The 23,541-nt window shown below is 71.2% G+C and carries 22 protein-coding genes and 1 tRNA gene; 4 read left to right on the forward strand and 19 right to left on the reverse strand.

Annotated elements, in window-relative coordinates; all coding sequences use genetic code 11:
• Nucleotides 1-117 precede the first annotated feature (117 nt).
• A complete protein-coding gene (locus AB0898_RS25310) occupies nt 118-1,068 on the forward strand; it encodes a helix-turn-helix transcriptional regulator (RefSeq protein ID WP_366805262.1) in 951 nt (316 codons plus the stop codon).
• Nucleotides 1,069-1,118: 50 nt separating this feature from the next.
• Here AB0898_RS25310 and AB0898_RS25315 read toward each other — a convergent pair.
• The 7 genes from AB0898_RS25315 to AB0898_RS25345 all read right to left on the reverse strand — a co-directional run bounded on the left by AB0898_RS25315 (nt 1,119) and on the right by AB0898_RS25345 (nt 5,670).
• A tRNA-Ala gene (locus AB0898_RS25315) sits at nt 1,119-1,191 on the reverse strand.
• Between the two features lie 73 nt (nt 1,192-1,264).
• Nucleotides 1,265-1,933, reverse strand: a complete 669-nt coding sequence (locus AB0898_RS25320; protein WP_366805263.1) for a histidine phosphatase family protein — start codon at nt 1,931-1,933, stop codon at nt 1,265-1,267.
• Nucleotides 1,933-2,373 carry a ribosome silencing factor gene (rsfS, locus tag AB0898_RS25325; RefSeq protein WP_366805264.1) on the reverse strand — a complete coding sequence of 147 codons (441 nt, stop codon included), beginning with the start codon at nt 2,371-2,373 and terminating at the stop codon, nt 1,933-1,935. The genes AB0898_RS25320 and rsfS overlap by 1 nt, the downstream gene beginning before the upstream one ends.
• 165 nt (nt 2,374-2,538) lie before the next feature.
• Nucleotides 2,539-4,365 (reverse strand): LCP family protein, encoded by a 1,827-nt coding sequence (locus AB0898_RS25330; protein WP_366805265.1) that lies wholly within the window; start codon nt 4,363-4,365, stop codon nt 2,539-2,541.
• Nucleotides 4,366-4,381: 16 nt separating this feature from the next.
• Nucleotides 4,382-5,122 (reverse strand): nicotinate-nucleotide adenylyltransferase, encoded by a 741-nt coding sequence (gene nadD / locus AB0898_RS25335; RefSeq protein ID WP_366805266.1) that lies wholly within the window; start codon nt 5,120-5,122, stop codon nt 4,382-4,384.
• 56 nt (nt 5,123-5,178) lie between these two features.
• Nucleotides 5,179-5,343 (reverse strand): hypothetical protein, encoded by a 165-nt coding sequence (locus tag AB0898_RS25340; protein ID WP_018545148.1) that lies wholly within the window; start codon nt 5,341-5,343, stop codon nt 5,179-5,181.
• A gap of 162 nt (nt 5,344-5,505) precedes the next feature.
• On the reverse strand, nt 5,506-5,670 hold the full coding sequence (locus tag AB0898_RS25345) for a hypothetical protein (RefSeq protein WP_202486357.1): 165 nt from the start codon (nt 5,668-5,670) through the stop codon (nt 5,506-5,508).
• Between the two features lie 99 nt (nt 5,671-5,769).
• On the opposite strand from AB0898_RS25345, the gene AB0898_RS25350 reads away from it, so the two are divergent.
• Nucleotides 5,770-6,885, forward strand: a complete 1,116-nt coding sequence (locus AB0898_RS25350; RefSeq protein WP_366805268.1) for a M48 family metallopeptidase — start codon at nt 5,770-5,772, stop codon at nt 6,883-6,885.
• 119 nt (nt 6,886-7,004) lie between these two features.
• On the opposite strand, the gene AB0898_RS25355 is transcribed toward AB0898_RS25350, so the two are convergent.
• From AB0898_RS25355 to proB, 5 genes are all read right to left on the reverse strand, one after another.
• Nucleotides 7,005-8,078, reverse strand: a complete 1,074-nt coding sequence (locus AB0898_RS25355; protein WP_366805269.1) for a hypothetical protein — start codon at nt 8,076-8,078, stop codon at nt 7,005-7,007.
• A gap of 89 nt (nt 8,079-8,167) precedes the next feature.
• Nucleotides 8,168-8,770, reverse strand: a complete 603-nt coding sequence (locus AB0898_RS25360; protein ID WP_366805270.1) for a hypothetical protein — start codon at nt 8,768-8,770, stop codon at nt 8,168-8,170.
• A 66-nt stretch (nt 8,771-8,836) separates the two neighbouring features.
• The gene (locus AB0898_RS25365) at nt 8,837-10,123 is read right to left on the reverse strand and encodes a glutamate-5-semialdehyde dehydrogenase (RefSeq protein ID WP_366805271.1); all 1,287 of its coding nucleotides are present in this window, start codon (nt 10,121-10,123) and stop codon (nt 8,837-8,839) included.
• A gap of 152 nt (nt 10,124-10,275) precedes the next feature.
• Nucleotides 10,276-10,701, reverse strand: coding sequence for a hypothetical protein (locus tag AB0898_RS25370; RefSeq protein WP_366805272.1), 426 nt, complete (start codon nt 10,699-10,701; stop codon nt 10,276-10,278).
• A 160-nt stretch (nt 10,702-10,861) separates the two neighbouring features.
• The gene (gene proB, locus AB0898_RS25375) at nt 10,862-12,001 is read right to left on the reverse strand and encodes a glutamate 5-kinase (protein WP_366805273.1); all 1,140 of its coding nucleotides are present in this window, start codon (nt 11,999-12,001) and stop codon (nt 10,862-10,864) included.
• Nucleotides 12,002-12,338: 337 nt separating this feature from the next.
• Here proB and AB0898_RS25380 point away from each other — a divergent pair, with 337 nt between their 5' ends.
• On the forward strand, nt 12,339-13,742 hold the full coding sequence (locus tag AB0898_RS25380; RefSeq protein WP_366805274.1) for a polysaccharide pyruvyl transferase family protein: 1,404 nt from the start codon (nt 12,339-12,341) through the stop codon (nt 13,740-13,742).
• Between the two features lie 78 nt (nt 13,743-13,820).
• Here AB0898_RS25380 and AB0898_RS25385 read toward each other — a convergent pair whose 3' ends face one another.
• From AB0898_RS25385 to AB0898_RS25395, 3 genes are all read right to left on the reverse strand, one after another.
• Nucleotides 13,821-15,026: a glycosyltransferase family 2 protein gene (locus AB0898_RS25385; protein ID WP_407078401.1), complete on the reverse strand. Its 1,206-nt coding sequence runs from the start codon at nt 15,024-15,026 to the stop codon at nt 13,821-13,823.
• A gap of 217 nt (nt 15,027-15,243) precedes the next feature.
• The gene (locus AB0898_RS25390) at nt 15,244-17,355 is read right to left on the reverse strand and encodes a hypothetical protein (RefSeq protein WP_366805276.1); all 2,112 of its coding nucleotides are present in this window, start codon (nt 17,353-17,355) and stop codon (nt 15,244-15,246) included.
• Nucleotides 17,356-17,509: 154 nt separating this feature from the next.
• The gene (locus tag AB0898_RS25395) at nt 17,510-19,006 is read right to left on the reverse strand and encodes a bifunctional cytidylyltransferase/SDR family oxidoreductase (protein WP_366805277.1); all 1,497 of its coding nucleotides are present in this window, start codon (nt 19,004-19,006) and stop codon (nt 17,510-17,512) included.
• A 295-nt stretch (nt 19,007-19,301) separates the two neighbouring features.
• Here AB0898_RS25395 and AB0898_RS25400 point away from each other — a divergent pair, with 295 nt between their 5' ends.
• Nucleotides 19,302-20,009: a L,D-transpeptidase family protein gene (locus AB0898_RS25400; RefSeq protein ID WP_407078402.1), complete on the forward strand. Its 708-nt coding sequence runs from the start codon at nt 19,302-19,304 to the stop codon at nt 20,007-20,009.
• Between the two features lie 38 nt (nt 20,010-20,047).
• On the opposite strand, the gene galE is transcribed toward AB0898_RS25400, so the two are convergent.
• From galE to rplU, 4 genes are all read right to left on the reverse strand, one after another.
• A complete protein-coding gene (gene galE / locus AB0898_RS25405) occupies nt 20,048-21,019 on the reverse strand; it encodes a UDP-glucose 4-epimerase GalE (protein ID WP_366805278.1) in 972 nt (323 codons plus the stop codon).
• Nucleotides 21,020-21,151: 132 nt separating this feature from the next.
• Complete coding sequence (gene obgE / locus AB0898_RS25410) at nt 21,152-22,597, reverse strand: GTPase ObgE (RefSeq protein ID WP_366805279.1); 1,446 nt, start codon at nt 22,595-22,597, stop codon at nt 21,152-21,154.
• Nucleotides 22,598-22,724: 127 nt separating this feature from the next.
• Nucleotides 22,725-22,979 (reverse strand): 50S ribosomal protein L27, encoded by a 255-nt coding sequence (gene rpmA / locus AB0898_RS25415; protein ID WP_199588467.1) that lies wholly within the window; start codon nt 22,977-22,979, stop codon nt 22,725-22,727.
• 14 nt (nt 22,980-22,993) lie between these two features.
• Complete coding sequence (gene rplU / locus AB0898_RS25420; protein WP_018545136.1) at nt 22,994-23,314, reverse strand: 50S ribosomal protein L21; 321 nt, start codon at nt 23,312-23,314, stop codon at nt 22,994-22,996.
• Nucleotides 23,315-23,541 lie beyond the last annotated feature (227 nt).

Raw genomic sequence — 23,541 nt, forward strand, 5'->3', positions numbered from 1 at the left:
AGTGCCGAGAGCCCGCCGATGCTGGTACTGCCGCCACCTGGCAGGAACCCGGCCGGTCGCCGACGATGGCGGGGGCCCGGGCACGGGAACGAGAGACGGGGTACGGGGGACAGAGCGATGAGCACGACGAGTACGACGAGCGGGGCGGGGACGACGAGGGGAACGGCGTCCCGGCGCCGCAGGCCCGAGCTGGCCGCCTTCCTGCGCGGCAGGCGGGCCCGGGTGACCCCGGCGGACGTGGGGATGCCACCGGGACTGCGGCGGCGCACGCCCGGGCTGCGCCGGGAGGAGGTGGCCCAGCTCTCGGGCGTGGGCGTGACCTGGTACACGTGGCTGGAGCAGGGCCGTCCGATCAACGCGTCGGCGCAGGTGCTGGACGCGGTGGCGCGCACCCTGCGCCTCGACGCGCCGGAGCGGGAGCATCTGTACCGCCTCGCGGAGGTGCCGTTCGTCCCGCCGCCGACGGGGATCACCCTGGACCCGGGTCCCGAGGTGCAGGGCATCATCGACGCCGTCGACCCGCTGCCCGCGGCGGTCTACAACGCGCGCTACGACATCCTGGCCACCAACGCCGCCTACCGCGACCTGTTCCTGGTGCCGGAGATCGTGCGGGCCGCGGTGCCGAACGTGCTGTGGGGCCTGTTCACCCTGCCCCGGGAGCTGTGCCCGGTGACCTGTCCCGAACGCGAGCTGCCGCTCATGACGGCGACGCTGCGCTCGGCCTACGGCAGACATGTGGGCGAGCCCGCCTGGGAGGAGTACATACGCGGGCTGGCCGCGGTGAGCCCGGATTTCGCGCGGCTGTGGGCGAGTGGTGAGGTGGCGCCGCCCGGGCCCCGGGTGAAGGAGTTCCGCCAGCCCGGGAGTCCGGAGGTGGGCGGGATACGGATGACGACGCAGTCGCTGTCCATCGACGGGATGCCCGAGTGCCGGATCGTGGTCTACACACCGGTGGACGAGGAGGCGCGGGAGAAGACGGCGCTGCTGCGGGAACGGAGAAGGCCGATGGCGAAGGAGGAGGTCACCGAGATCATCCGACGCTGGAACATGAAAAAACCCGCCCCCTGAGGGACGGGATCTTCAACCGATCTTTGACAACTCAACAGAGTGTCGATCAGTGGAGCTAAGGAGAATTGAACTCCTGACCTCCTGCATGCCATGCAGGCGCTCTACCAACTGAGCTATAGCCCCTCGCGTTCTTCCCGCTCGGCGGGCGAACAAGAAGAACTTTAGCCTGTGACCTGCCGGAAAGTGAAATCCGGGCTCAGTCGTCGTCGCCGAGGACCGGCACCGGGAGGGTGCCGGCGTTGTGCTCAAGGAGGCGCCAGCCCCGGGCGCCCTCGCCGAGCACGGACCAGCAGCAGTTGGAGAGGCCGCCCAGGCTCTCCCAGTGGTGGGAGTCGATGCCGAGGAGCCGGCCGATCGTGGTGCGGATGGTGCCGCCGTGGCTGACCACCACGAGCGTGCCGTTCTCGGGCAGCTTCTCGGCGTGCCGCAGCACGACCGGGGCCGCGCGATCGGCGACCTCGGTCTCCAGTTCGCCGCCGCCGCGGCGGACCGGCTCGCCGCGTTTCCAGGCGGCGTAGTCGTCGCCGTGGCGGGCGATGATCTCGTCGTGCGTCAGCCCCTGCCAGGCGCCCGCGTAGGTCTCGCGCAGGCCCTCGTCGCGGGTGACCTCCAGGCCGGTGAGCGCGGCCAGTTCGGCGGCCGTGTCGGTGGCGCGCTGGAGGTCGGAGGCGACGATGGCGTCGGGCTGGAGCGAGGCGAGCAGCCGCGCGGCCCGGCGGGCCTGGCCGACGCCGGTCTCGGTCAGGGGTACGTCGGTGGTGCCCTGGAAGCGGCGGTCCACGTTCCAGGCGGTCTGGCCGTGCCGCCACAGGATGACGCGGCGGCCCCGGCCCTTGATGTCGGTCACCTCGGAGGTGTCCGCCATCACCACTCCTCGCCGGGCTCGTCTCCGGCCTCGGCGTGCTGCTTGGCGTGCTCCTCGGCCTTGCCGCGGGTGGCCTTGGCCTCCTCGGGCAGCTCCAGCTCGGGGCAGTCCTTCCACAGCCGCTCCAGGGCGTAGAAGACGCGCTCCTCGCTGTGCTGGACGTGGACGACGATGTCGACGTAGTCGAGCAGGATCCAGCGGGACTCGCGGTCGCCCTCGCGGCGGACGGGCTTGGCGCCGCGCTCCTTGAGCAGGCGCTCCTCGATCTCGTCGACGATCGCCTTGACCTGGCGGTCGTTCGGCGCGGAGGCCAGCAGGAACGCGTCGGTGATGGACAGCACGTCGCTCACGTCGTAGGCGATGACGTCGTGGGCGAGCTTGTCGGCCGCCGCCTGGGCGGCGGTGCTGATGAGTTCGAGGGAACGGTCGGTGGCGGTCACAGTGAAGCTTTCGGTCGGGGGCGGGGATCGGCCGGGGTGCGGGGGCCGGCGCGCGGGGCGCGGCCGACCGGCGGTCACCGGGAATCCAAGGGTCTCACGGAAGACGTGAGGCACCCCACGTGACGGTCGGGTCACCCGGGGTGCCTCGGTGGCGCGGGGTTCTCGTCAGGAGGCTCCGGGCCGGTAGTCCTGGCCGAGGACGACCAGGACGTCGGCGCCCGAGGTGACGGAGCCCTTGGTGACGGCGGTGGCGGGCAGTCCGAGGGTCTTGGCGACCTCGGTGGCGTTCTCCTTGTCGGCGGCGTCGGAGTAGACGACCCGGGAGGCGGTCTGGGCGGCCGCGCTGCCGCCGTCGACGAAGGTGAAGCCGCCGTTGAGCAGGACCACGCGGGCCTTCTCCGCGTCGTCCTTCACCCCGGTGCCGTTCTGCACGGAGACACGGACGGCCGAGCCGGCGTCGGGGCTCTTGGCGGCGCCGCCGAGCACGTTCTTGACGACGCTGTCGCTGGTCTGGGCCGTCAGCGTGCCATCGGTCTGCACCGGCAGCAGCACGGTGTCGTACGAGCCGCCCTTGGCGAGTTCGGCGAGGTGGGCCAGGAAGGTGCCGAGGTCCTTGTCGGTCAGCGAGGGGTCGAGGATCTGCGCGAGGGTCTGCACGGTCGTGGTGGCGCCCACGGGTTCGGAGGACATTTTGCGGAGCACGCCGTGGAGGACCTGTCCGAACCGTTCCAGCTGGGCGTTCTGGGTCTCGCCAGGGGCGCGGTAGGTGGCGTAGGCGACGGCCATCTTGCCGCTGAGGGTCTGCTTCTTGCCCTGGTGGACGAGGGCCTCGGCGCCCTTCTTCTTGGCGTCGGGGTCGGGCACGTCGGTGTTGGTGTCGATCTCGACGTTGCCGATGAGTTCGACCAGGTTCTGCAGGTACGGCGTGTCCAGCCGCCAGGTGCCCTGGATGCTGGTGCCGAGCACGGTGTCGATCTGGTCGCGGGTGCCCGAGGAGCCGTCGTCGTCCACCGACTTGGCCAGTGTCGTGGTGGTGCCCGAATCGTCGGACAGGGCGAGGGAGTTGGGCAGCAGGACGGTGGTGCCGCGCTTGGTGGTGGTGTTGTCGACGAGGAGGACGGTGGAGGTGCCGTTCTTGCCGGTGTTGTGCAGATGGACGACGATCACGTCGCGCTTCTGCGCCCCGGCGGCGACGGCGGTGCCGGCCTTCTTGCCGGAGGAGGACATCCCGGGCAGCTTTCCGGCGAACCAGAGGTAGCCGACGCCGCCGACGGCGACCAGCGCGAGGACGACACAGAGGGCGATGACCCGGCTGCGGGCGCGGCGGCGGGCCTCCTCGCGGCGCTCGGTGCGGTTCTCGGTGAACTTCAGCCAGTCGATGACGTCCTCGGACTCGCCGTCCGGCTCCTCGGCGAAGGCGAACTGCTCCTCGCCGTCCGGCTCCTGGCCCTCCCGGCCCTCGCGCGCGGGCGTGCCGCCCGTCCGCTCCTCGGGCTCCTCCGGGGCGGCCGCCGGGGAGGCGGGTCCGGCCTGCTGGGGGATGTGGGCGGTCTGCTCGGTGACGCGGGGCTGCCGGCCGCTGGTGGCCGCCTGCCCGTAGGGGTCGTAGGGGTCGCTGCCGCCCTGGGGGCCCGCGCCCTGGACGTTCTGGGCGCCATGGCCGTGCTGAGCGCCATGGACGTTCTGAGTGCCCTGGGTGCCCTGGGTGCCGTAGCCGTCGTACGGCCCGTAGGGGTCGGTGCCCTGCGTGCCGTAGGGGTCGTAGGCGGGCGGCACGGGCGGCTGTTGGCCGGTGTCGTAGCCGCCCCGGCCGCCCTGGCCGTAGCCCTGCCGCGCGTTGTACGGGTCGTGGTCCTGGCCGCCGGAGCGGGCGGGGACCTGTTGGTAGACGGGTCGCCCGTAGTCGTCGTAGCCGACGATCTCGTAGTTGTTCCCGTCGTACTGGTCGTCGTACTGCTCGCCGCCGTACCCAGCGTCGTATCGGTCGTTCACCGGTGCCCCTCTCGGCTCACTCGCCGCGGTACAGCTCACGCTTGTCGATGTAGCGCACGACTCCGTCCGGCACCATGTACCAGATGGGGTCGCCCTTGGCGACTCTCGCACGGCAGTCCGTGGAGGAGATCGCCAGGGCGGGTACCTCGACGAGCGAGACGCCGCCTTCCGGCAGACCGGCGTCGGTCAGCTGGTGGCCGGGGCGGGTGACGCCGATGAAGTGCGCGAGGGAGAACAGTTCCGCCGAGTCCCGCCAGGTGAGCAGCTGGGCCAGGGCGTCGGCGCCGGTGATGAAGAACAGGTCCGTGTCCGGGTTGAGGGCGCGCAGATCGCGGAGGGTGTCCACGGTGTAGGTGGGGCCGCCGCGGTCGATGTCGATCCGGCTGACGGAGAACTGCGGGTTCTCGGCGGTCGCGATGACCGTCATCAGATAGCGGTCCTCGGCCGGGGAGACCGTGCGGTGCGACTTCTGCCAGGGCTGGCCGGTGGGCACGAAGACGACCTCGTCCAGGTGGAACTGCGCGGCGACCTCACTGGCCGCCACCAGGTGCCCGTGGTGGATCGGGTCGAACGTCCCGCCCATGACGCCGAGCCGGCGCTTGCCGGTGCGTACGGGGCCGTGGCCTTCGAGGTGTGCCGCGCGCCGTGGCCCGTCGGGTGTGGTGCCGGGCGCCCCGGGGGTGTGCCGTGTGCCGGTGCCGGCCGCGGGGGCGGCCGTCCCGTCCGCCGGACCGGTAGGCATGTCCTGCTCTCCCATGCGTGCAGACCCTACCGGCCCGTAGTGCGACACCTGTGCGGGGATCAGGTCCCGGCTCAGCGGTCGCGGTTGAAGCGCGTGGTGATCCACAGCAGGAGCAGCAGGATGCCCAGGGCGCAGCCGCCGGTGACGGCCGGGTTGAGGCTGTTGTGGTGGCCGCCCCGCTCCTCGGTCTCGGCGGCGAGGGTGACCAACTGGACGGCGGCGCTGTGGATGCTCATCTTCGGCAGGACCTAACGCGTGTGGGCGGGATAAAGACGTGGGTTCATCGTAAGCGGGCGCCTTCGCGGAGATCACCCCGACTCCGGTGTTGCCTCGCGGGCGCGGGCCCGGCCGCCCCGGGGCGGTCCCGGATCGGGCCGCGCGGGAACCTTCCCGGCGGGTCAGTCGTCCTTGCGCTTGTAGCCGCTCAGCAGGAACCAGCCGGTCAGTGCGCAGCCCAGGATCATCACGACCAGGATGATGCGGAGCAGGTTCCCCGACCCGTGCTCGGGGACGGCGTTCGCGGCGGCCTCGGTCAGCCGGGCGGCTGCGAGATGGTGCTCCATGGCGTGGACTCCTTCGGTGGTGCTGCCCGTCCACGGTACGCCGCCTAGGCTGGGCCCGGTCCGGGGGGCACGGCACCGACGACGCAGCAGGGGGATGGCATGTCCGAAGCAGGTCGCGAGCAGGGTGGGGACGAGCGGGTGCCGAGCAGGCAGCGCAGGCGTTTCCCCGGGATCTCCTCCCGGGCCTACGAGCACCCGGCCGACCGTTCGGCGCTGGTGGCGCTGCGCCGGCTGAGCGGGTTCGACACCGTCTTCAAGGCGCTGAGCGGGCTGCTGCCCGAGCGGAGCCTCAGGCTGCTGTTCCTGTCCGACTCGGTGCGGGTCTCCGACCGGCAGTTCACGCATCTGCACGACATGCTGCGCGACGCCTGTTACATCCTGGACCTGGAGAAGGTCCCGCCGATGTACGTCACGCAGGACCCGCGGCCGAACGCGATGTGCATCGGCCTGGACGAGCCGATCATCGTGGTGACCACGGGCCTGGTCGAGCTGCTGGACGAGGAGGAGATGCGGGCGGTCGTCGGGCACGAGGTGGGCCACGCGCTCTCCGGGCACGCGGTGTACCGCACGATCCTGCTGTTCCTGACGACGCTGGCGCTGAAGGTGGCGTGGATCCCGCTGGGCAACCTGGCGGTCATGGCGCTGGTGACGGCGCTGCGGGAGTGGTTCCGCAAGTCGGAGCTGTCGGCGGACCGGGCGGGGCTGCTGGTGGGCCAGGACCTGCGGGCCTCGATGCGGGGCCTGATGAAGATCGCGGGCGGCAACCATCTGCACGAGATGAACGTGGACGCGTTCCTGGAGCAGGCGGAGGAGTACGACGCCGGGGGCGATCTGCGGGACTCCGTGCTGAAGATCCTCAACGTGCTGCCCCGCTCGCACCCGTTCACCACCGTGCGGGCCGCCGAGCTGAAGCGGTGGGCCGAGTCCCGCGACTACCAGCGGATCATGGACGGCCACTACCCGCGCCGCGAGGACGACAAGGAAGCGCGGGTCGGGGAGTCCTTCCGGCAGTCCGCGGCGAGCTACGCGAGCGACGTGAAGACCTCCAAGGACCCGCTGATGAAGCTGGTCTCGGATCTGGCGGGCGGCGCGGGCGACCTCGGCGGCCGGGTCCGCCGGGGCTTCAACGGCTTCACGAGCGCGCCGCCGCCGAAGGACGGGAAGAACACACCGGGGTCCCCGGACGACCCGGAAGCGACGACCGACCGCCCCTGACGGGCCTCCCCCGCCGCCCTGCCGTCACCCCGCACCCCCTCGCGGCCGCCCCTGGCGGCCCCTCCCGGCCACCACACCCGCGCCGCGCACCCCACATCCGCGCCACGCACCCCGCGCCCTCACACCTTCGGCTGGGCCGCGTCCGACAGCGTGCCGCACAGGGCCGTCGGGGTGGCGGCGGTGTACGGGTCGGTGGCCGAAGGCCCGCCGGGCCGGGCGGCCTCGCCCGCCAGGAGCGGGTGGAAGCGGACCGTGGTGTCCTCGGCGCAGGACAGCGGCCCCGCCTGGGTCGTGGAGGAGACGAGCCGGGTCTGCCCCACGCGCAGGTTGTCGCTGTCGAAGCGGAAGGTCAGCGCGCGCCGGACGGTGAACAGCGACACCCGGGCCGAGGCCTGGGAGGCGCCACGGGGGCGCAGGGCGTAGACGAAGGTGCCGTCGGCGGTGACCTCCAGCGTGGCCGGGTCGGTCTCGGCGGCGCGCAGGGTGCCGAGGACGCGGACCTGGTCGTCGGCGAGTACCGCGCGGGCCGGGTCGAAGCGGACCAGCCAGCCGGTGGGGGCGTGCCGGCCGTCCGCGGCGGGCCGGCTCAGGCTGCGGTCGAACTGGGCGAGCTGACCGGCGTCGAGCAGGGCCTGCACGGGCCGGACCGCGCGCCCGGTGAGCACCTCGGGGTCGAGCGAGGAGCTCACGAGGTAGGCGCGGACGGTGCTCAGGGCGGCCCCGACCTGGCTCTCCGAGAAGTGCGCGGTGGCCCGGACGGCGGGCAGCGGGATGCCCTTGATGCCGCTCGCGAACCGGGCGGCGGGGCTGCGCTCGAAGAGGGCGTGGGCGTCGGCGCCGCCGGGCACCTCGCCCCGGGGCGCGAGCGGGACGACGGTCATCCGCAGCATCTCGGCGGATCTGCGGGCCTGCGGTGAGCCGTACGGGTGACGGACGCCCATGTAGAGGGCGGTGCCGAGGGCGATGGCGAGGAGGACGACCAGGGCCAGCGCCTGCCGGGTGAGCAGCCGGCGGGAGGGTCCCCGGCGGCGTACGGCGGGAGAGTGGTCGGTCACGCGCTCGTGCGCGGAGTACTCCTGGAGCCGGGCAGCACGGACGAACGACTCGTCGAACACGACGGATCGGTACTCGTCCTCGGCACCTGAGGAGCTGCCCTCGGGTGTCCCCTCCGGTGGCTCTCCAGGCCCGCCCATACCTTCAGGGTGGGTCGGGCGAGCCTCCCGTAAACACGCTGGTATGCGACAACTTCTGGCAGGAGCCCATCAAAAACGCGCAGGGCCGGTCAGGGCGCCTTCGGGACGGCGGAGACCGGGGGCTGGGAGTAGTCCGCGGAGACGGACGGCACGGGCACGGCGGCCGCTCCGCTGCCGAGCCCGCTGGAGGCGGGGGCGGGCACCCGGTCGCGGGTGCCGGCGGAGGCGCCCCGGTAGACGGCGGCGAAGGCCAGGGCCACCATGCCGACGCCCATCACCACGGCGAGCACCCAGGCGACGGGCCGGTGCCAGCGCAGCTGCTTGCCGTAGGGGCCGAGGAAGCCGGGGCCGTCGCCGGGGGCGTAGCCGTCGTGCGGGTCGTCCTCCGCGTCGTGGCCGAAGCCGGTGTGCCCGGGGCCGTACAGCTCGTCGTAGTGCTCGGCCGAGGCGTGGGCGCGGCGGGCCTCCGCCTCGAAGGCCTCGGCGCGGGCCTGGGCGGCGGCGAGGAGTCGCTCGACGGCGCTCGGTTCATGGACGGTGGCCGCCTGTACGAAGGCCTCGTCGAAGACCACGGAGGCGAACTCTTCGTCCGTCGCTCCGCGGTCGTGGTCGTCGTCGGGCTCCCAGCCGTCCGGGAACGGCGTGCCCCCCACGTCCTCCGGCACGGGTCCAGAGTAGTCCTGGGGGGTCAATTTGGGCAGACGGTACGGAAATTCGTCCGGCCCCCGGAACCGGTTTCCGGCCGTACTCCGGACGGCTCAGCCGCGGACGTGTCCGTCGCCGGTGACGATGTACTTGGTGCTGGTCAGCTCGGGCAGGCCCATGGGGCCACGGGCGTGCAGCTTCTGGGTGGAGATGCCGATCTCGGCGCCGAAGCCGAACTGGCCGCCGTCGGTGAAACGGGTGGAGGCGTTCACGGCGACCGTGGTGGAGTCGACCAGCTGGGTGAACCGGCGGGCGGCCTGCTGCGAGGTGGTGACGATCGCCTCGGTGTGGCCGGAGGACCACAGCCGGATGTGCTCGACGGCCTTGTCGAGGGAGTCGACGACGGCGGCGGCGATGTCGTACGAGAGGTACTCGGTCTCCCAGTCCTCGGCGGTGGCCTCAACCATGGTGGCCTTGGAGTCCGCCGCGAAGGCGAGGACACGCGGGTCGGCGTGCACGGTGACCCCGGCCTCGGCCAGCGCGTCCAGGGCGCGGGGCAGGAAGGCGTCGGCGATGTCCTGGTGGACGAGGAGGGTCTCGGCGGCGTTGCAGACACTGGGCCGCTGGGCCTTGGAGTTGACCAGGATGGCGATCGCGGTGTCGATGTCGGCCTGGGCGTCGACGTAGACGTGGCAGTTGCCGGTGCCGGTCTCGATGACCGGGACGGTGGACTCGCCCACGACCGTACGGATGAGGGAGGCGCCGCCGCGCGGGATGAGCACGTCCACCAGGCCCCGGGCGCGCATCAGCTCACGCACGCTCTCGCGGCTCTCGCCGGGCACCAGCTGGACGGCGTCGGCGGGCAGCCCGGCGCCGCCGACGGCGTCCCGGATCACCCGGACGAGTGCGGTGTTCGACTCGTAGGCGGAGGCGGAGCCGCGCAGCAGGACGGCGTTGCCGGACTTCAGGCAGAGCGCGGCGGCGTCCACGGTGACGTTGGGGCGCGCCTCGTAGATGATGCCGACCACGCCGAGCGGGACGCGGACCTGGCGCAGGTCGATGCCGTTGGGCAGCGTGGAGCCGCGCACGACCTCGCCGACCGGGTCGGGCAGCTTCGCCACGTCGCGCACGTCGGCGGCGATGGCGCGGACCCGCTCGGGGGTGAGGGTGAGGCGGTCGACGATGGCCTCACTGGTGCCGTTCTCCCGGGCCTTGGCCACGTCCTTGGCGTTGGCCGCCACGATCTCGCTCGTGCGGACCTCCAGGGCGTCCGCGACGGCGAGCAGCGCGTCGTCCTTCACCGCGCGCGGGAGCGGGGCGAGGTCGGCGGCGGCGGCCTTGGCCCGGTAGGCGGCGCGGGTGACCGGGGACATCGAGTCGTACGGCGAGAGCGTGGTCATGGCAGGAAGGGTAATGGGCCCGGCCCGCCCGGCTTGCCCTGTTCCGCAACCCGAGACGGGCCGCCCCGCCAGGATGAGGCACGCCCGCCCCACCTCGGCCCCGCCGGGGTGAGGCACCCCCCAGGGCGCCCCCGTCCCGGCCCGCCCCGCCCTCAGAACGGATGCACCCCCACCGGCGTCGCCGGCGCCGGCCCGTACCCCTCCGCGATCCGCTGGTGGTAGGTCTCGCGGTCGATGACCTCCAGGCCGACGATCTCCCAGGGCGGCAGCCCGGCGGTCTGCCGGTGCTCGCCCCACAGGCGCAGCGCGACGGCGGCCGCGTCGTGCAGGTCGCGGGCCTCCTCCCAGTACCGGATCTCGGCGTGGTCACCGGCGTACCGGCTGGTCAGGAGGAAGGGGTGGTCGTGGGCCAGCTGTTCCAGCGCGCGCCTGAGGTCCTGCACGGGGACGCACTCCCCGGAGACGCTGAGGGTGACGTGCCACAGGCGGGGCAGGTCCTTGGGCTCCTCGTAGGTGTCCCCGGCCGCGACGCTCGTCAGAGCACCACGGGACGCCGCCCCGGGACGGACTCGTCTCACGACGGCCTCCTTCACGCATGGCCCCTTGACGGAACGTGTCCCTTCAACATGTCCCCGAGACAAAGTTGAGCAGGCCCGAGGGCTCCGCGTGGCGGTTTTGCGGAACGTCCCCCACCGGGGGCGGTCCTTGTGCCCCGCTTTACGCGCGGTTCCCCCCGGGTCACACGTGCAGCAGTACCAGGTCGTCCCGGTGTACGACCTCGCGTTCGTAGGCGGGGCCCAGCTCGCGTGCCAGCTCGCGGGTCGAACGTCCGAGCAGCCGGGGAAGCTCCTTGGCGTCGAAGTTGACGATGCCCCGGGCCACGGCCCGTCCGGCGGTGTCGCGCAGCTCGACGGGGTCGCCCGCGCCGAACTCGCCCTCCACGGCGGCGATCCCGGCCGGCAGCAGCGACTTGCGGCCCTCGACGACCGCGCGGACGGCGCCGTCGTCCAGGGTGAGGGAGCCCTGCGGGGTGGAGGCGTGCTGGAGCCAGAGCAGCCGGTCGGCGGAGCGCTTGCCGGTGGGGTGGAACCAGGTGCCGGTGTCGCCCCCGGCCAGGGCGTCGGCGGCGTGGACGGCGCTGGTCAGCACGACCGGGATGCCCGCGGCGGCGGCGATCCGGGCGGCCTCGACCTTGGTGGCCATGCCGCCGGTGCCGACGCCCGCCTTGCCCGCGCTGCCGATCTCGACCTCGGCGAGGTCGGCCGGGGAGCGCACCTCGCTGATCCGGGAGGTGCCGGGCCTGCTCGGATCGCCGTCGTAGACGCCGTCCACGTCGGAGAGGAGGACCAGCAGGTCGGCGCGGACGAGGTGGGCGACGAGGGCGGCGAGGCGGTCGTTGTCGCCGAAGCGGATCTCGTCGGTGGCGACGGTGTCGTTCTCGTTGACGACCGGGAACGCGCCCATGGCGAGGAGCTTGTCGAGGGTGCGCGAGGCGTTGCGGTGGTGGCTGCGGCGGCTCATGTCGTCGCTGGTGAGCAGGACCTGGCCGACGCGGACGCCGTAGCGCGCGAAGGAGGCGGTGTAGCGGGCGACGAGCAGGCCCTGGCCGACGCTGGCGGCGGCCTGCTGGCGGGCCAGGTCGCGGGGGCGGCGGGGCAGCCCCAGCGGGGCGAGCCCGGCGGCGATGGCACCGGAGGAGACGAGGACGACCTCGCGCGGCGAGCCGTCGGCGCCCGGGGCGCGGAACTTGGCGAGCACGTCCACCAGCGCGTCCACCCGGTCGGCGTCCAGTCCGCCGGCGGCGGTGGTCAGCGAGGAGGAGCCCACCTTGACGACGATCCTGCGGGCCTCGCCCACGGCCTGCCTCGCACTTGCCACCTTGCCCTCTGTCCCCTCGCGCGCCTGCGGTCCCGCTTCGCAATCTACGCGAAGCGGAGGCAGGGGCGCCCCCGGGTTTCGGTGGGCGGACGCCGCCGGCCGGGATCGCACGTTTGCTGCCCCGAACACGACCATGGACGGCGCGCCCGGCGGCCGTCATGATGTGGTCTTCGCGTTCCCCCAAGTCCCGCCCTTCATATGGCAATCCGCGCGAAACGCACAACAGGCGCCCACCGGCCCGCAGTCGAGTGATCATTTATTCACGCTTCGCGTACGGCAAAAAGGTTGTGCTGGTTGTGTATGGAAATTAAAGGTGCTTCAAAATAAATTGAAGCTTGTGTCATCTCACGTTCGCACCACGAAGCGCATCCTCCTCAGGTCCGGCAAAAGCCCCTATGACGTCGTCAGCCTGGAGGAAGCCCTCCACCGTGACGTCATCGCCACGAACGCGGGCAACCTGATCTTCAGTGACGCCACCCACAAGATCCTGGAGACTCCGGGCACCGAGGTGGTCTCCAACGGCATCCGGACGGACAGGACCCCCGCGAGCCAGATCAACGAGGAGTTCGACGCCTTCGTCGTGCCGCTCGCCAACGCCTTCCGCCCGTCCTTCGAGGCCGGGCTCAAGCGGCTGACCCGGCTCATCCGCAAGCTGCGCATCCCCGTCGTGGTCGTGGGCGTCGGCGCGCAGACCGGGGTGGGCTACGACGCGTCCCGGCTGAAGCCGATGGAGGACGCCGTACGCGACTTCTGCTCCGCGGTGCTGGAGCGCAGCGCGTCGATCGGCGTGCGGGGCGAGTTCACCGAGCGGTACCTGCGGGACATGGGCTTCAACGACGTGGAGGTCATCGGCTGCCCGTCGCTGTTCATGTACGGCGGCGAACTCGACGTCCGCAAGCGGGTGCCCGAGCTGACCGAGGCGTCGCGGATCGCGGTGAACGGCTCGCACGACGCGGTGCGCAAGCAGGGGCTCGGCAAGATTCTCGGCCTCGCCCAGGAGCGCTACCCGCACTTGCGCTTCGTCGGCCAGAACCTCAGCGACGCACGGCAGTTGCACTGGCGGGACCTGAGCGACCCGAACTCCCGGGTGACCGCGATGCCGACGCACCCGGACCACCCGATGTACCGGGACGACAGGGTGCGGGTGTACGTCGACCCGGTCACCTGGATCGACGACCTGCGCTCCTTCGACTTCTCCTTCGGCTCCCGCATCCACGGCAACATCGCCGCGCTGCTCGCGGGAACCCCGGCGACCGTTCTGTGCAGCGACTCGCGCACGCTGGAGCTGTGCCGTTACTTCGAGATCCCGCACAAGCGGCTCGACCAGGTGGCCAAGGACCCGGAGTCGGCCGACCCGGCGCGCCTGTACGAGGAGGCCGACCTGAGCGGCCTGACCGGCAACCACGCCGAGCGCTTCGAGCGGTTCACCGGTTTCCTGGACAAGAACGGCCTCCAGAACACCTTCACGCACGGAGACGGCGGCGCCGCCTTCGACAAGCGGATGCGCTCGCTGTCCTTCCCGCCGGGCGTGCGCCCCTGGAACGACACCGATCTCGCCTCGCTCGGCGCCCGCTTCGGCTGGCTCAACACCCAGCTCGGTGAACTGACCCAGGAGAACGACCGGTTGCGGCGGAAGCTGGCCGGGACCCGGACGTCCGGGGCGGCCGTCCCCGCTCCCTCCTCCGTCTACCGGCGGGCCCGCCGGGTGGTGGGCCGCGCCCTGCAGACGGGCAAGAAGTAGCCCTGCGGACGGGCGTCAAGCAGTCCTGCGGACGGGCACGAAGTAGCCCCGCGGACGGGCCGGAAGCGGTCCGGTCCGTCAGGCCGCCGTCGCTCCGAAGCCGTCGCCGGGAAGCATCCGCCGGATCTTCCGCAGCGCGCGGCGCATGAAGGAGCGGGCGGCGGCCTCGCGGTATCCGGGGACCGCCCGCGCCTCACGGTGCGCGGCGCGGTAGATCTCGTCGGGGATGCCGGCGGCCTCGGAGCGGAAGTGCGGGTAGGCGAGGTAGACCTCGGTGTCCCGCCTCTCCAGGACCGCGGGCGCCTCCTTCTTGTCCTTGATGAACCTCAGGACGTCCAGCAGCAGGTCGGGCCGCCCCGCGGCGACCAGGTGCAGCCGCAGCCGCTCGTGGACCTTCACCCGGCGGGCCACCCCGGGGTTCCAGTGGGCCTCCATCAGCGGCCGGGCCAGCTCGAACTTGTGCCGGCGCACCTCGTCGTCGTCCCTGAGGAACCGGGGCCCGAACTGCGGCAGCAGGGTGATGAGGAAGGGCCGGACCATGAGGGTGTCGCGTCTGTCGCCGGCGGGGACCATGTCGGCGATCAGCTTCGTCAGGGCGTGCGCGGAGTCGAAGCGCAGGGTGTAACTCCCGCGCTTGGTCGCCTGCTTGCCGTCCTCGCGGCCGACCAGGTAGTAGCAGGTGTAGTCGGCGAGCACGGAGATCCCGTCGGCCCTCAGATAGGCCTCCATGGTGAACACCGCGTCCTCACCGGTGCGCAGGGACTCGTCGAACCGCATGCCGTGCTTCTCCAGCAGCGCGCGGCGGAACAGCTTCTGCGCGCTGAGCGTGAACTTGACGGCGGAGGAGAAGACGTCGGTGCGGGCCAGCGTCCTGTCCCACATCACCTTCGGGGCGGTGCGGTTGACGCCCTCCACGCGGCCGAGGACGACGTCGGTGCCGTTCTCGTCGGCCATGGCGACCATGCGCTCCAGCGCCTCGGTGCCCAGCCGGTCGTCGGCGTCGAGGAAGAAGACGTAGCGCCCGGACGCCTTGCCGAGGCCGGTGTTGCGCGGGCCGCTGGGGCCGCCGGAGTTCTCCTGGTGCAGGACGGTGACCGGCATGGGGGCGCGGGCCGCGAACTCGTCCAGGTACGCGCCGGTGCCGTCCGTGGAACCGTCGTCGACGGCGATGACCTCCATGCGCGCCGGGCCGATGCTCTGCGCCTCGACGGACGCCAGGCATTCGGCCAGATACGGCATCGCCTCGTACGCACCGATGACCACACTCACATCGGGCTGTTCCACGACGGTCACCTTCACCCCTTGTCAGCCATACATCGCTTTCCCTCTCTCATCTCAAGACCGAGACGCGAGAGCGTATGACAGTACGGGCGGACGGTATGAGTTACTCATCCGCGACACGCTACGCGGGTAAGTAAGAAAGCGCTGAAGAAGTCGGGGAAAAGGAAAAGGGCCGGTCCCCGGGATCACTCCCGGGGACCGGCCCCTGACCGCGGCGGGTTCAGCCCGCGTTCACTTCGTCCGTCTCGCCGGCGGACGCCACGCGCTGGCTGGGCAGCGCGTTCGTCAGCCCGGCCGGCCGGCCCTCCACGGCCCCCGTGCGGGACTCCTGGCCGACGTTGCGGGCCTCGGCCTTGAGGGCCAGGTCGGCGACCGCGCCGTTGAACTGGTCGATGGACTTCGGCTCGTCCGGGCCGAGCAGATACCGCTTCAGCTCCTTGCGCTCCTCGGCGAGCGGGTCCGCCTCCGGGTCGCGCACGGCGTCGAGCAGACCGCCCAGCTCGGCCGCGCTGTTGGAGAGGATCGTCGCGGCACGCACGGCCGTGTTCTGCCGCTTGAACTCCTCCACACCCAGACCGGCGGAGTCCGTGACCGCGTACGGCTTGCCGCTCGCGATGAAGTCGGAGACCACGGAGGAGATGTCGGAGACCATCGCGTCGGAGACGTTGAAGCAGTCGTACAGCCGCGGTTCGGCACCCGTGATGACGCGGTGCTCGAACGGGGGGAAGGAGCGCCAGTAGGCGTCGTTCCACTCCCCGCGCAGCCGGGCCATCTCCTCGTGCCGCGCGACGTCGACCACACCGTCACGGGTGGCCTCGGCCTCGTCGCCCGTCTCGCCGGCGACGCCGGCCAGTTCGGTCAGCCGCGCCGTGATGCGCGCCAGTTCGGCCTTGGCCCGCTCCTGGGCGGCGCTGTCGCCGGTGAAGCGGGAGTCGGAGGCGCGGGCCGCGGCGGCCTGCTCGACCAGCGCGGTGACCCGCTGGTGCGCCGCTCCGGCCTCCTTGCTGACGGTGCCGGTGAAGGGGTGCGGCTTGTAGAGCACGCGGACCGGCGGGTCGGCCGCCACCAGCTTCTTCACGATGTTCTCGCCGGCGAGGACGATCGAGGTGTTGCCGGGGTTGCCGTCCCAGCCCTCCCAGGTGGGGGCGTACAGAACGGTCGGGATACGGCCGCCGGGCACGCCCTGCCAGGTCTGGATCGGGGCCAGCTGCGGGCGGCCGACCTCGGCGATGTCCTCGTCGCGCACGCCGACGTCGGCGATGGCGTACCGGTCGCGGCCGGCCCGGCCGGCGGTCCACACCTCGTCGTACACCTTGCTGTACGGGTTGACGCTGGCGAGCTTGTCGCTGTCGCCGTGCCCGATGAAGACGTGCTTCATGGTGGGCACGCGCAGCAGGTGGATGTTCTTGCCGACGTTCGCCGCGTACAGCGCGACCCGCACGCTCGACAGGTCCATGTTCATCAGATGCACCCCGCCGGGCACGCAGATGACCGGGACCGTGGTGGGCGCGAGGCTGCTCAGGATGACCCGCTCGCGGAGGATGATCAGCGGCCGGGTGTCCAGCTGCTCCATCGTCTCCAGCCACATGTTGACCTGGTACGCGGAGTTCTTGGCGCCGGAGAAGTACAGCACCGTCTCCGGCCGGTAGGCGGCCAGCCAGTCGTCCACGGCGGCGAGCACGACGTCGGCGTTCGGCGGGACCTTGCGGCCGCGCGCGTACGGCAGGAGCAGCAGCACGTACAGGCAGCCGAGGCCGACGGTGGCGATCACACCCGCGTACCCCACGGCGGCGGAGCCCGCGAGGGCCGAGACCAGCAGGCACGCCACGGCGAAGAGGTCGAGGTGGAGCATCTTCTCCGCGGAGCGGTGCAGCAGCCCCTTCGGCGGGGCGTCCGGGATCCGGATGCGGGACTTCAGGTCCACGTTGCGCGTGGCGACCGGCATCCGGCGCCGCGAGCGGATGAGCGTGACCAGCGCGCCGTGGGGAGCCTGCAGCCCGTAGAAGGCGATGAAGCAGGCGATCGCGCCGTAGAAGATGCGGTTGTCCGCGAGGGACATGCGGGCCAGCAGCAGGATCAGCAGCAGCTGTCGGATCAGGAAGCGGATCGACAGACCGGCCCTGACCTTGCTGAGGCGGTTGATCAGATAGCTGCCCTTGCGGTGCAGATAGTGGTCCGCCAGGTACGTCACGACGGCCACGGCCGCGAAGGCGTACGCGTTCGGTATGAGCGCGGCCAGCATGAGGCAGGGGAAGCCCAGGATCATGAGGGCCGCCGCAGCCAGCTCGGCCGCGCTGCCCACCCGGGCCACGCGTATAGCGGTGGATATCACGGAGAGACCTGCTCTGGAGGGGGGGAATGCCGGGTTTATTCAGTAATCCACAGGATTACGAACATATACGGGATACGGACACAGGCCTCTACGAACGCCCCGTGAATGAGCGGCCGCAGAGGCCTGGATTCCCAAATCTAATTGGCGGTAAGTATTACACGCCATCCTGACGGTCGAGCACGGAGGCCAGGGCCTGCTCGAAACCGGAGCCCTGACCCGCGCCCTTCGTCGGGTCCTGCTGGCGCACGTCGATGACGTGACCGGTCAGCTCCGACAGCAGCACGTCCAGCGAGGTGCGCGCCACGGCCTCGGAGGAGAGCAGCGAACCCGCGGGCTCCTGGCCGAAGGCCTTGGTGCGCATCGGGGTGGCGGTGCGCTCGGGGTTGATGCAGTTGACGCGGATGCCGTCGCCGGCCCACTCGTCGGACAGCGCCTGGGTGAGGTTCACCATGGCGGCCTTGGTGGAGGAGTACAGGCTGTACTCGGCGCGGCCGCGGGTGTAGCTGCTGGAGGTGTAGAGCAGCAGCTGGCCGTTGGTCTCGGCCAGGTACTTGTAGGAGGAGCGGGCGATCTGCACCGGGGCCAGGTAGTTGACCTTCAGCGCCTCCTCGATGGTGGCGTTGTCGGTCTCGGCGAGGCGGCCGATGCGCAGCACACCGGCGGTGTTGACGACGTAGTCGATGCGGCCGGTCTCGGCGTACGCCTTGGACAGCGCGTCGTCGACCTCCTCCGGGTTCTCCACGTGGGTGCCGGTGGTGGAGCGGCCGAACGCGTACACCTTCGCGCCGTAGGACTCGGCGAGTTCGGCGATGTCCTTGCCGATGCCGTAGGAGCCGCCGAAGATGACGAGGGTCTTGCCGGTGAGGAGTTCCCGGTAGGCCTCCTCGCCGTTCTGCTCGGGGGCCGCGGTGGAGGCGAGCTGGAAGAGCTTGTCGGCGATGAAGACGTCGACCGGCTGCGTCACCTTCATGTTGTACTCGTCGCCCGCGACGACGTGGATCGGCACGTCCGGCAGGTACTTCAGCACGACCGAGCAGTCGTCCGTGGCCTGGAAGTTGGGGTCACCGGCGGCGACCTCGTAGGCGCGGCGGATCGTGGAGAGCTTGAAGGCCTGCGGGGTCTGGCCGCGGCGCAGGCGGGAGCGGTCCGGGATCTCGGTGATGAACTCGCCGTCGCCGCCGTGGGTGCGGGTGACGATGATGGTGTCCGCGGACGGGATGGCCACGTCCACCGCCTCGTAGCGCTCGAGCGCCGTGACGCAGTCGTCGATGACGCGCCGCGAGAGCAGCGGGCGGACGGCGTCGTGGAAGAGGACGTTGGCGTCCTCGCCCTCGGCCAGGCCCTCGCCGAGGGCGGCGATGGCGCGCTCGGTGGTCTCGTTGCGGGTCGCGCCGCCCTCGATGACCTGCGTGACCTTCTGGAACCCGGCCTTGGCGACGATCTTCTCGATGTCCGTGACATAGCCCGGCGTCATCAGCACGATGATGTCGTCGATCGAGTCCGCCTGCTCGAAGGTGGCCAGAGTGTGCTCGATGACCGCCTTGCCGGCGATCTTCAGCAGCTGCTTGGGTATCGACAGACCCACCCGCTGGCCGGTGCCACCGGCCAGGACGACTGCGGTGGTACGGGGCTTGGCTATGCGCTGGGACACAGGTGACCTACCTCGGGGCGACAGGGAACCGTGAAATGGTCGCACCTCGGGCAACCGCAGTGCAAGGTGAGTGACGTCCCATGCATATGTGCACGCAACCTGTCATTCACGAAGTGCTCACGGGGGTTGAGCGACTCCTCTCCAACCCCTGTCGAAGTGCTGTGAGCCAGTCCACAGCTGACGGTCCGCAGCGCCCCGCCGGCCACCTCGTCCGGGTCGGCTTCCGTGCCTCCGCGACGCCACCGCGTCACCGTCTGCGACCATGGAGCCCATGCGAAACGGCGGTTCGGTACGAATGGTGGCGGGTGCGGCCGGGGTCGCGCTGCTGACGGTGTGTCTGTCGGCCTGCGGGGGTGCGGAGCATCCGGACACCCCGAAGGGCGGGGGCGGGAACGCGGACGCCAGACCGCACGCCGCACCGCTCAAGCGCGTCCCGGACATCGGGGACCGGCTGTGGCGGCAGGTGCCGGAGAGCACCCGGCAGGTCGTCGCGGTCTACGGCGAGGGCAAGGACTCGGCCGACTCCACCGTGGCGCTCTACGAGAAGACGGGTTCGGTCTGGAAGCGGGAGCGCACCTGGTCCGCCCACAACGGGCGCGCGGGCTGGACGACAAATCACCATGAAGGGGACAAACGCAGCCCCGTGGGCGTCTTCACCCTGAGCGACGCGGGCGGTGTCCTCGCCTCCCCCGGCACCCGGCTGCCGTACACCCACTCCGCCGCGTTCCAGGCGCCGCACTACTGGAAGAAGTCGTACTGGCACGACTTCGACTACGTCATCGCCATCGACTACAACCGGGTCGAGGGCACCCCGCCCAACGACCCGACCCGGCCGCAGGGCCAGACCAAGGGCGGCGGCATCTGGCTGCACATGGACCACGGCAGCGGCACCTCGGCGTGTGTGAGCCAGCCCAAGGCGGACATGGAGTACCTGCTGCGCACGCTGGATCCGAAGCTGCACCCGGTCGTGGTGATGGGCGACAAGGCCGACCTCAAGGCATGAACGCGCCACGGCTGACCGGGCGCGGGACCCGCCCCCGGTCAGCCGTGGTGGTGGCGCCAGCCGGCCCAGGCCGACTCGATCATGTCGTCCAGGCCGAACCGGGCGCTCCAGCCCAGCTCCGCGCGGATGCGGTCGGCCGCCGCGACGACCCGGGCCGGGTCGCCGGGGCGGCGCGGGGTCACCTCGGCCACGACGTCCTCGTGGCCGGTGGTCTTGAGGATGCGGTCCACCATCTCGCGCACCGAACTGCCCTCGCCCCGGCCGATGTTGAGGACCAGCGAGGTGGCCGCCGGGGCCTCGCGCAGCCGCAGGGCGGCGGCCTGGTGGGCGGAGGCGATGTCCTGGACGTGGATGTAGTCGCGCACGCAGGTGCCGTCCGGGGTGGCGTAGTCGTCGCCGAAGATCCGGGGCGCTTCCTCGGCCTCCAGGCGCTCGAACACCATGGGGACGAGGTTGGAGACGCCCGTGTCGGCCAGCTCCGGGGCGGCGGCACCGGCCACGTTGAAGTAGCGCAGGCTGACCGCGCGCAGACCATGGGCGCGGGCGGCGGCCGCGATCAGCCACTCCCCCACCAGCTTGGTCTCGCCGTAGGGGCTCATCGGCAGACAGGGCGTGTCCTCGGTGACGAGGTCCACGTCGGGCATCCCGTACACGGCCGCCGAGGAGGAGAAGACGACGCGGTCGACGCCGGTCGCGGTCATGGCGTCCAGCAGGGTCTGGAGTCCGGTGACGTTCTCCCGGTAGTAGTACAGCGGGCGTTCGACCGACTCGCCGACCTGCTTGCGGGCCGCGATGTGCACGACGCCGGTGACGCCGTGCTCGCGGATCGTGCGCTCCAGGAGGTCCCCGTCGAGCACACTGCCCACGACCAGCGGCACCCCGGAGGGCACCCGGTCCGCGCTCCCGGTGGACAGGTCGTCGTACACGACCACGTCCTCGCCGCCCGCCGTCATCGCGCGCACCACATGAGCACCGATGTATCCGGCGCCGCCCGTGATCAGCCAGCTCATCCCCATGCCTCCTCGAACGTCCTCCCGTGCCCGCAAGACTCGCCCATCGAAGACGGAAAATCGAGTCCGACAGCCCGGGAGGACGGCCGGGAATGTCCGGCGGCGGGTGCCCGAAGGCCCGCCCGGCGAACCCTAGAACGCCTCGAAGTCGTTGAACTCCCGCTCCGCGTCGTCCCGTTCGGCCTGCTTGTCGCGGCGGCGCTGGGTGGCGGGGCGCGGGGCCTCGAAGCGGTGGTCCTCGCCTCGGCGGCCGAGCATCTCGGCGCCGGCGGTGACCGTGGGCTCCCAGTCGAAGACGACCGCGTTGTCCTCGGGACCGATCGCGACGGCGTCGCCGGAGCGGGCGCCCTCCTTCATCAGCCGGTCCTCGACGCCGAGGCGGTTGAGCCGGTCGGCGAGGTAGCCGACGGCCTCGTCGTTGTTGAAGTCGGTCTGGCGGACCCAGCGCTCGGGCTTCTCGCCGCGCACACGGAACAGCGGCTCGCCCTCGAACTCCTCGCGGGTGACGGTGAAGCCCGCGTCGTCCACGGCCTTGGGCCGGATGACGATGCGCGTGGCCTCTTCCTTGGGCTTGGCGGCCCGCGCCTTGGCGACGATGTCACCGAGGGCGTACGTCAGCTCCTTGAGGCCGATATGGGCGACCGCCGACACCTCGAAGACGCGGTAGCCGCGCGCCTCCAGGTCGGGGCGGACCATCTCGGCGAGGTCCTTGCCGTCCGGCACGTCCACCTTGTTCAGGACGACGATGCGGGGACGGTTGTCGAGACCGCCGTACTGCCGCAGCTCCTCCTCGATGATGTCGAGGTCGGACAGCGGGTCGCGCTCCGTCTCCAGCGTCGCGGTGTCCAGGACGTGCACCAGGACGCTGCAGCGCTCCACGTGGCGCAGGAACTCCAGGCCGAGGCCCTTGCCCTGGCTGGCGCCCGGGATCAGACCGGGCACGTCGGCGATGGTGTAGACGGTCGAACCGGCCGTCACCACGCCGAGGTTGGGCACGAGGGTGGTGAAGGGGTAGTCCGCGATCTTCGGCTTGGCCGCGCTGAGCACGGAGATCAGCGAGGACTTGCCCGCGCTCGGGTAGCCGACCAGCGCCACGTCGGCGACGGTCTTCAGCTCCAGGACCACGTCCTGGAGATCACCGGGCTCACCGAGCAGCGCGAAGCCGGGGGCCTTGCGGCGGGCGCTGGCGAGCGCGGCGTTGCCGAGGCCGCCCCGGCCGCCCTGCGCGGCGACGTAGGAGGTGCCGTGGCCGACCAGGTCGGCGAGCACGTTGCCCGCCTTGTCCAGCACGACGGTGCCGTCCGGGACCGGCAGGACCAGGTCCTGGCCGTCCTTGCCGGAGCGGTTGCCGCCCTCGCCGGGCTTGCCGTTCGTCGCCTTGCGGTGCGGGGAGTGGTGGTAGTCGAGCAGCGTGGTCACGGACTGGTCGACGGTGAGGATGACGTCGCCGCCCCGCCCGCCGTTGCCGCCGTCCGGGCCACCGAGCGGCTTGAACTTCTCACGGTGGACGGAGGCACAGCCGTGGCCTCCGTTACCCGCGGCGACGTGCAGTTCGACGCGGTCCACGAAGGTGGTCATGGTGGGTGCCTCCAGAAAAGTACGGGTACTACCTATGTCAACACGCGAAAGGCGGACCCGCCTTCCCGACCGGGAAGTGAGGTCCGCCTCGCGCGAAATGCTTCGTCGCGGCCTTGAATCAGAGGATTCAGGCGACCGGAACGATGTTCACGACCTTGCGGCCGCGGCTCTTGCCGAACTCCACGGCGCCGGGCAGCAGCGCGAACAGCGTGTCGTCGCCGCCACGGCCGACGCCGGTGCCCGGGTGGAAGTGGGTGCCGCGCTGGCGGACCAGGATCTCACCCGCGCTGACGACCTGACCGCCGAAGCGCTTCACGCCGAGCCGCTGGGCGTTGGAGTCGCGACCGTTCCGGGTGGACGATGCGCCCTTCTTGTGTGCCATCTGTTCTCAGTCCCTTACTTCGCAGCCGTGGGGATCTCAGTGACCTTGATCGCCGTGTACTGCTGGCGGTGGCCCTGACGACGGCGGTAGCCGGTCTTGTTCTTGTAGCGCAGAATGTCGATCTTCTGGCCCTTGTGGTGGTCCACGACCTCGGCCTGGACCTTGATGCCGGCCAGCACCCACGGGTCGCTGGTCACGGAGTCGCCGTCGACAACGAGCAGGGTCGAGAGCTCGACCGTGTCGCCAACATTGGCAGTGGAAATCTTGTCAACCTCAACGATGTCGCCGACAGCAACCTTGTGCTGGCGACCACCGCTGCGCACGATGGCGTACACGCGGATCTCACTTTCGCTCGAAGTACGGCACCCCCGCAGGCCAGCCGCACCGGTAAAACACCATGGACGACCTCTCCCGGCCACACCGGGTGTGACCGGGAGGGAAAAAGGTTTACGGGGATGTGGCGTGCTCAGACACGCCGACAGTCAAGGGTACGGGCAGCCCCCGTAGGGGTCAAACCGGGCCCCCTGGGCGCGGTGTGCGGCCGGTCGCGTGGACCGGCCGC

The organism is Streptomyces sp. NPDC005435 (genome assembly GCF_040703155.1).
Lineage (GTDB): Bacteria > Actinomycetota > Actinomycetes > Streptomycetales > Streptomycetaceae > Streptomyces.

Bases quoted from the DNA above. Each gene is read 5' to 3' on its own strand.
- AB0898_RS25310 (WP_366805262.1), top strand. From the start codon at position 118: ATGAGCACGACGAGTACGACGAGCGGGGCGGGGACGACGAGGGGAACG.
- AB0898_RS25355 (WP_366805269.1), bottom strand. From the start codon at position 8,078: ATGGGCGGGCCTGGAGAGCCACCGGAGGGGACACCCGAGGGCAGCTCC.
- AB0898_RS25350 (WP_366805268.1), top strand. From the start codon at position 5,770: ATGTCCGAAGCAGGTCGCGAGCAGGGTGGGGACGAGCGGGTGCCGAGC.
- rpmA (WP_199588467.1), bottom strand. From the start codon at position 22,979: ATGGCACACAAGAAGGGCGCATCGTCCACCCGGAACGGTCGCGACTCC.
- nadD (WP_366805266.1), bottom strand. From the start codon at position 5,122: ATGGGAGAGCAGGACATGCCTACCGGTCCGGCGGACGGGACGGCCGCC.
- AB0898_RS25345 (WP_202486357.1), bottom strand. From the start codon at position 5,670: ATGGAGCACCATCTCGCAGCCGCCCGGCTGACCGAGGCCGCCGCGAAC.
- galE (WP_366805278.1), bottom strand. From the start codon at position 21,019: ATGAGCTGGCTGATCACGGGCGGCGCCGGATACATCGGTGCTCATGTG.
- AB0898_RS25320 (WP_366805263.1), bottom strand. From the start codon at position 1,933: ATGGCGGACACCTCCGAGGTGACCGACATCAAGGGCCGGGGCCGCCGC.
- AB0898_RS25400 (WP_407078402.1), top strand. From the start codon at position 19,302: ATGGTGGCGGGTGCGGCCGGGGTCGCGCTGCTGACGGTGTGTCTGTCG.
- AB0898_RS25365 (WP_366805271.1), bottom strand. From the start codon at position 10,123: ATGACCACGCTCTCGCCGTACGACTCGATGTCCCCGGTCACCCGCGCC.
- AB0898_RS25340 (WP_018545148.1), bottom strand. From the start codon at position 5,343: ATGAGCATCCACAGCGCCGCCGTCCAGTTGGTCACCCTCGCCGCCGAG.
- obgE (WP_366805279.1), bottom strand. From the start codon at position 22,597: ATGACCACCTTCGTGGACCGCGTCGAACTGCACGTCGCCGCGGGTAAC.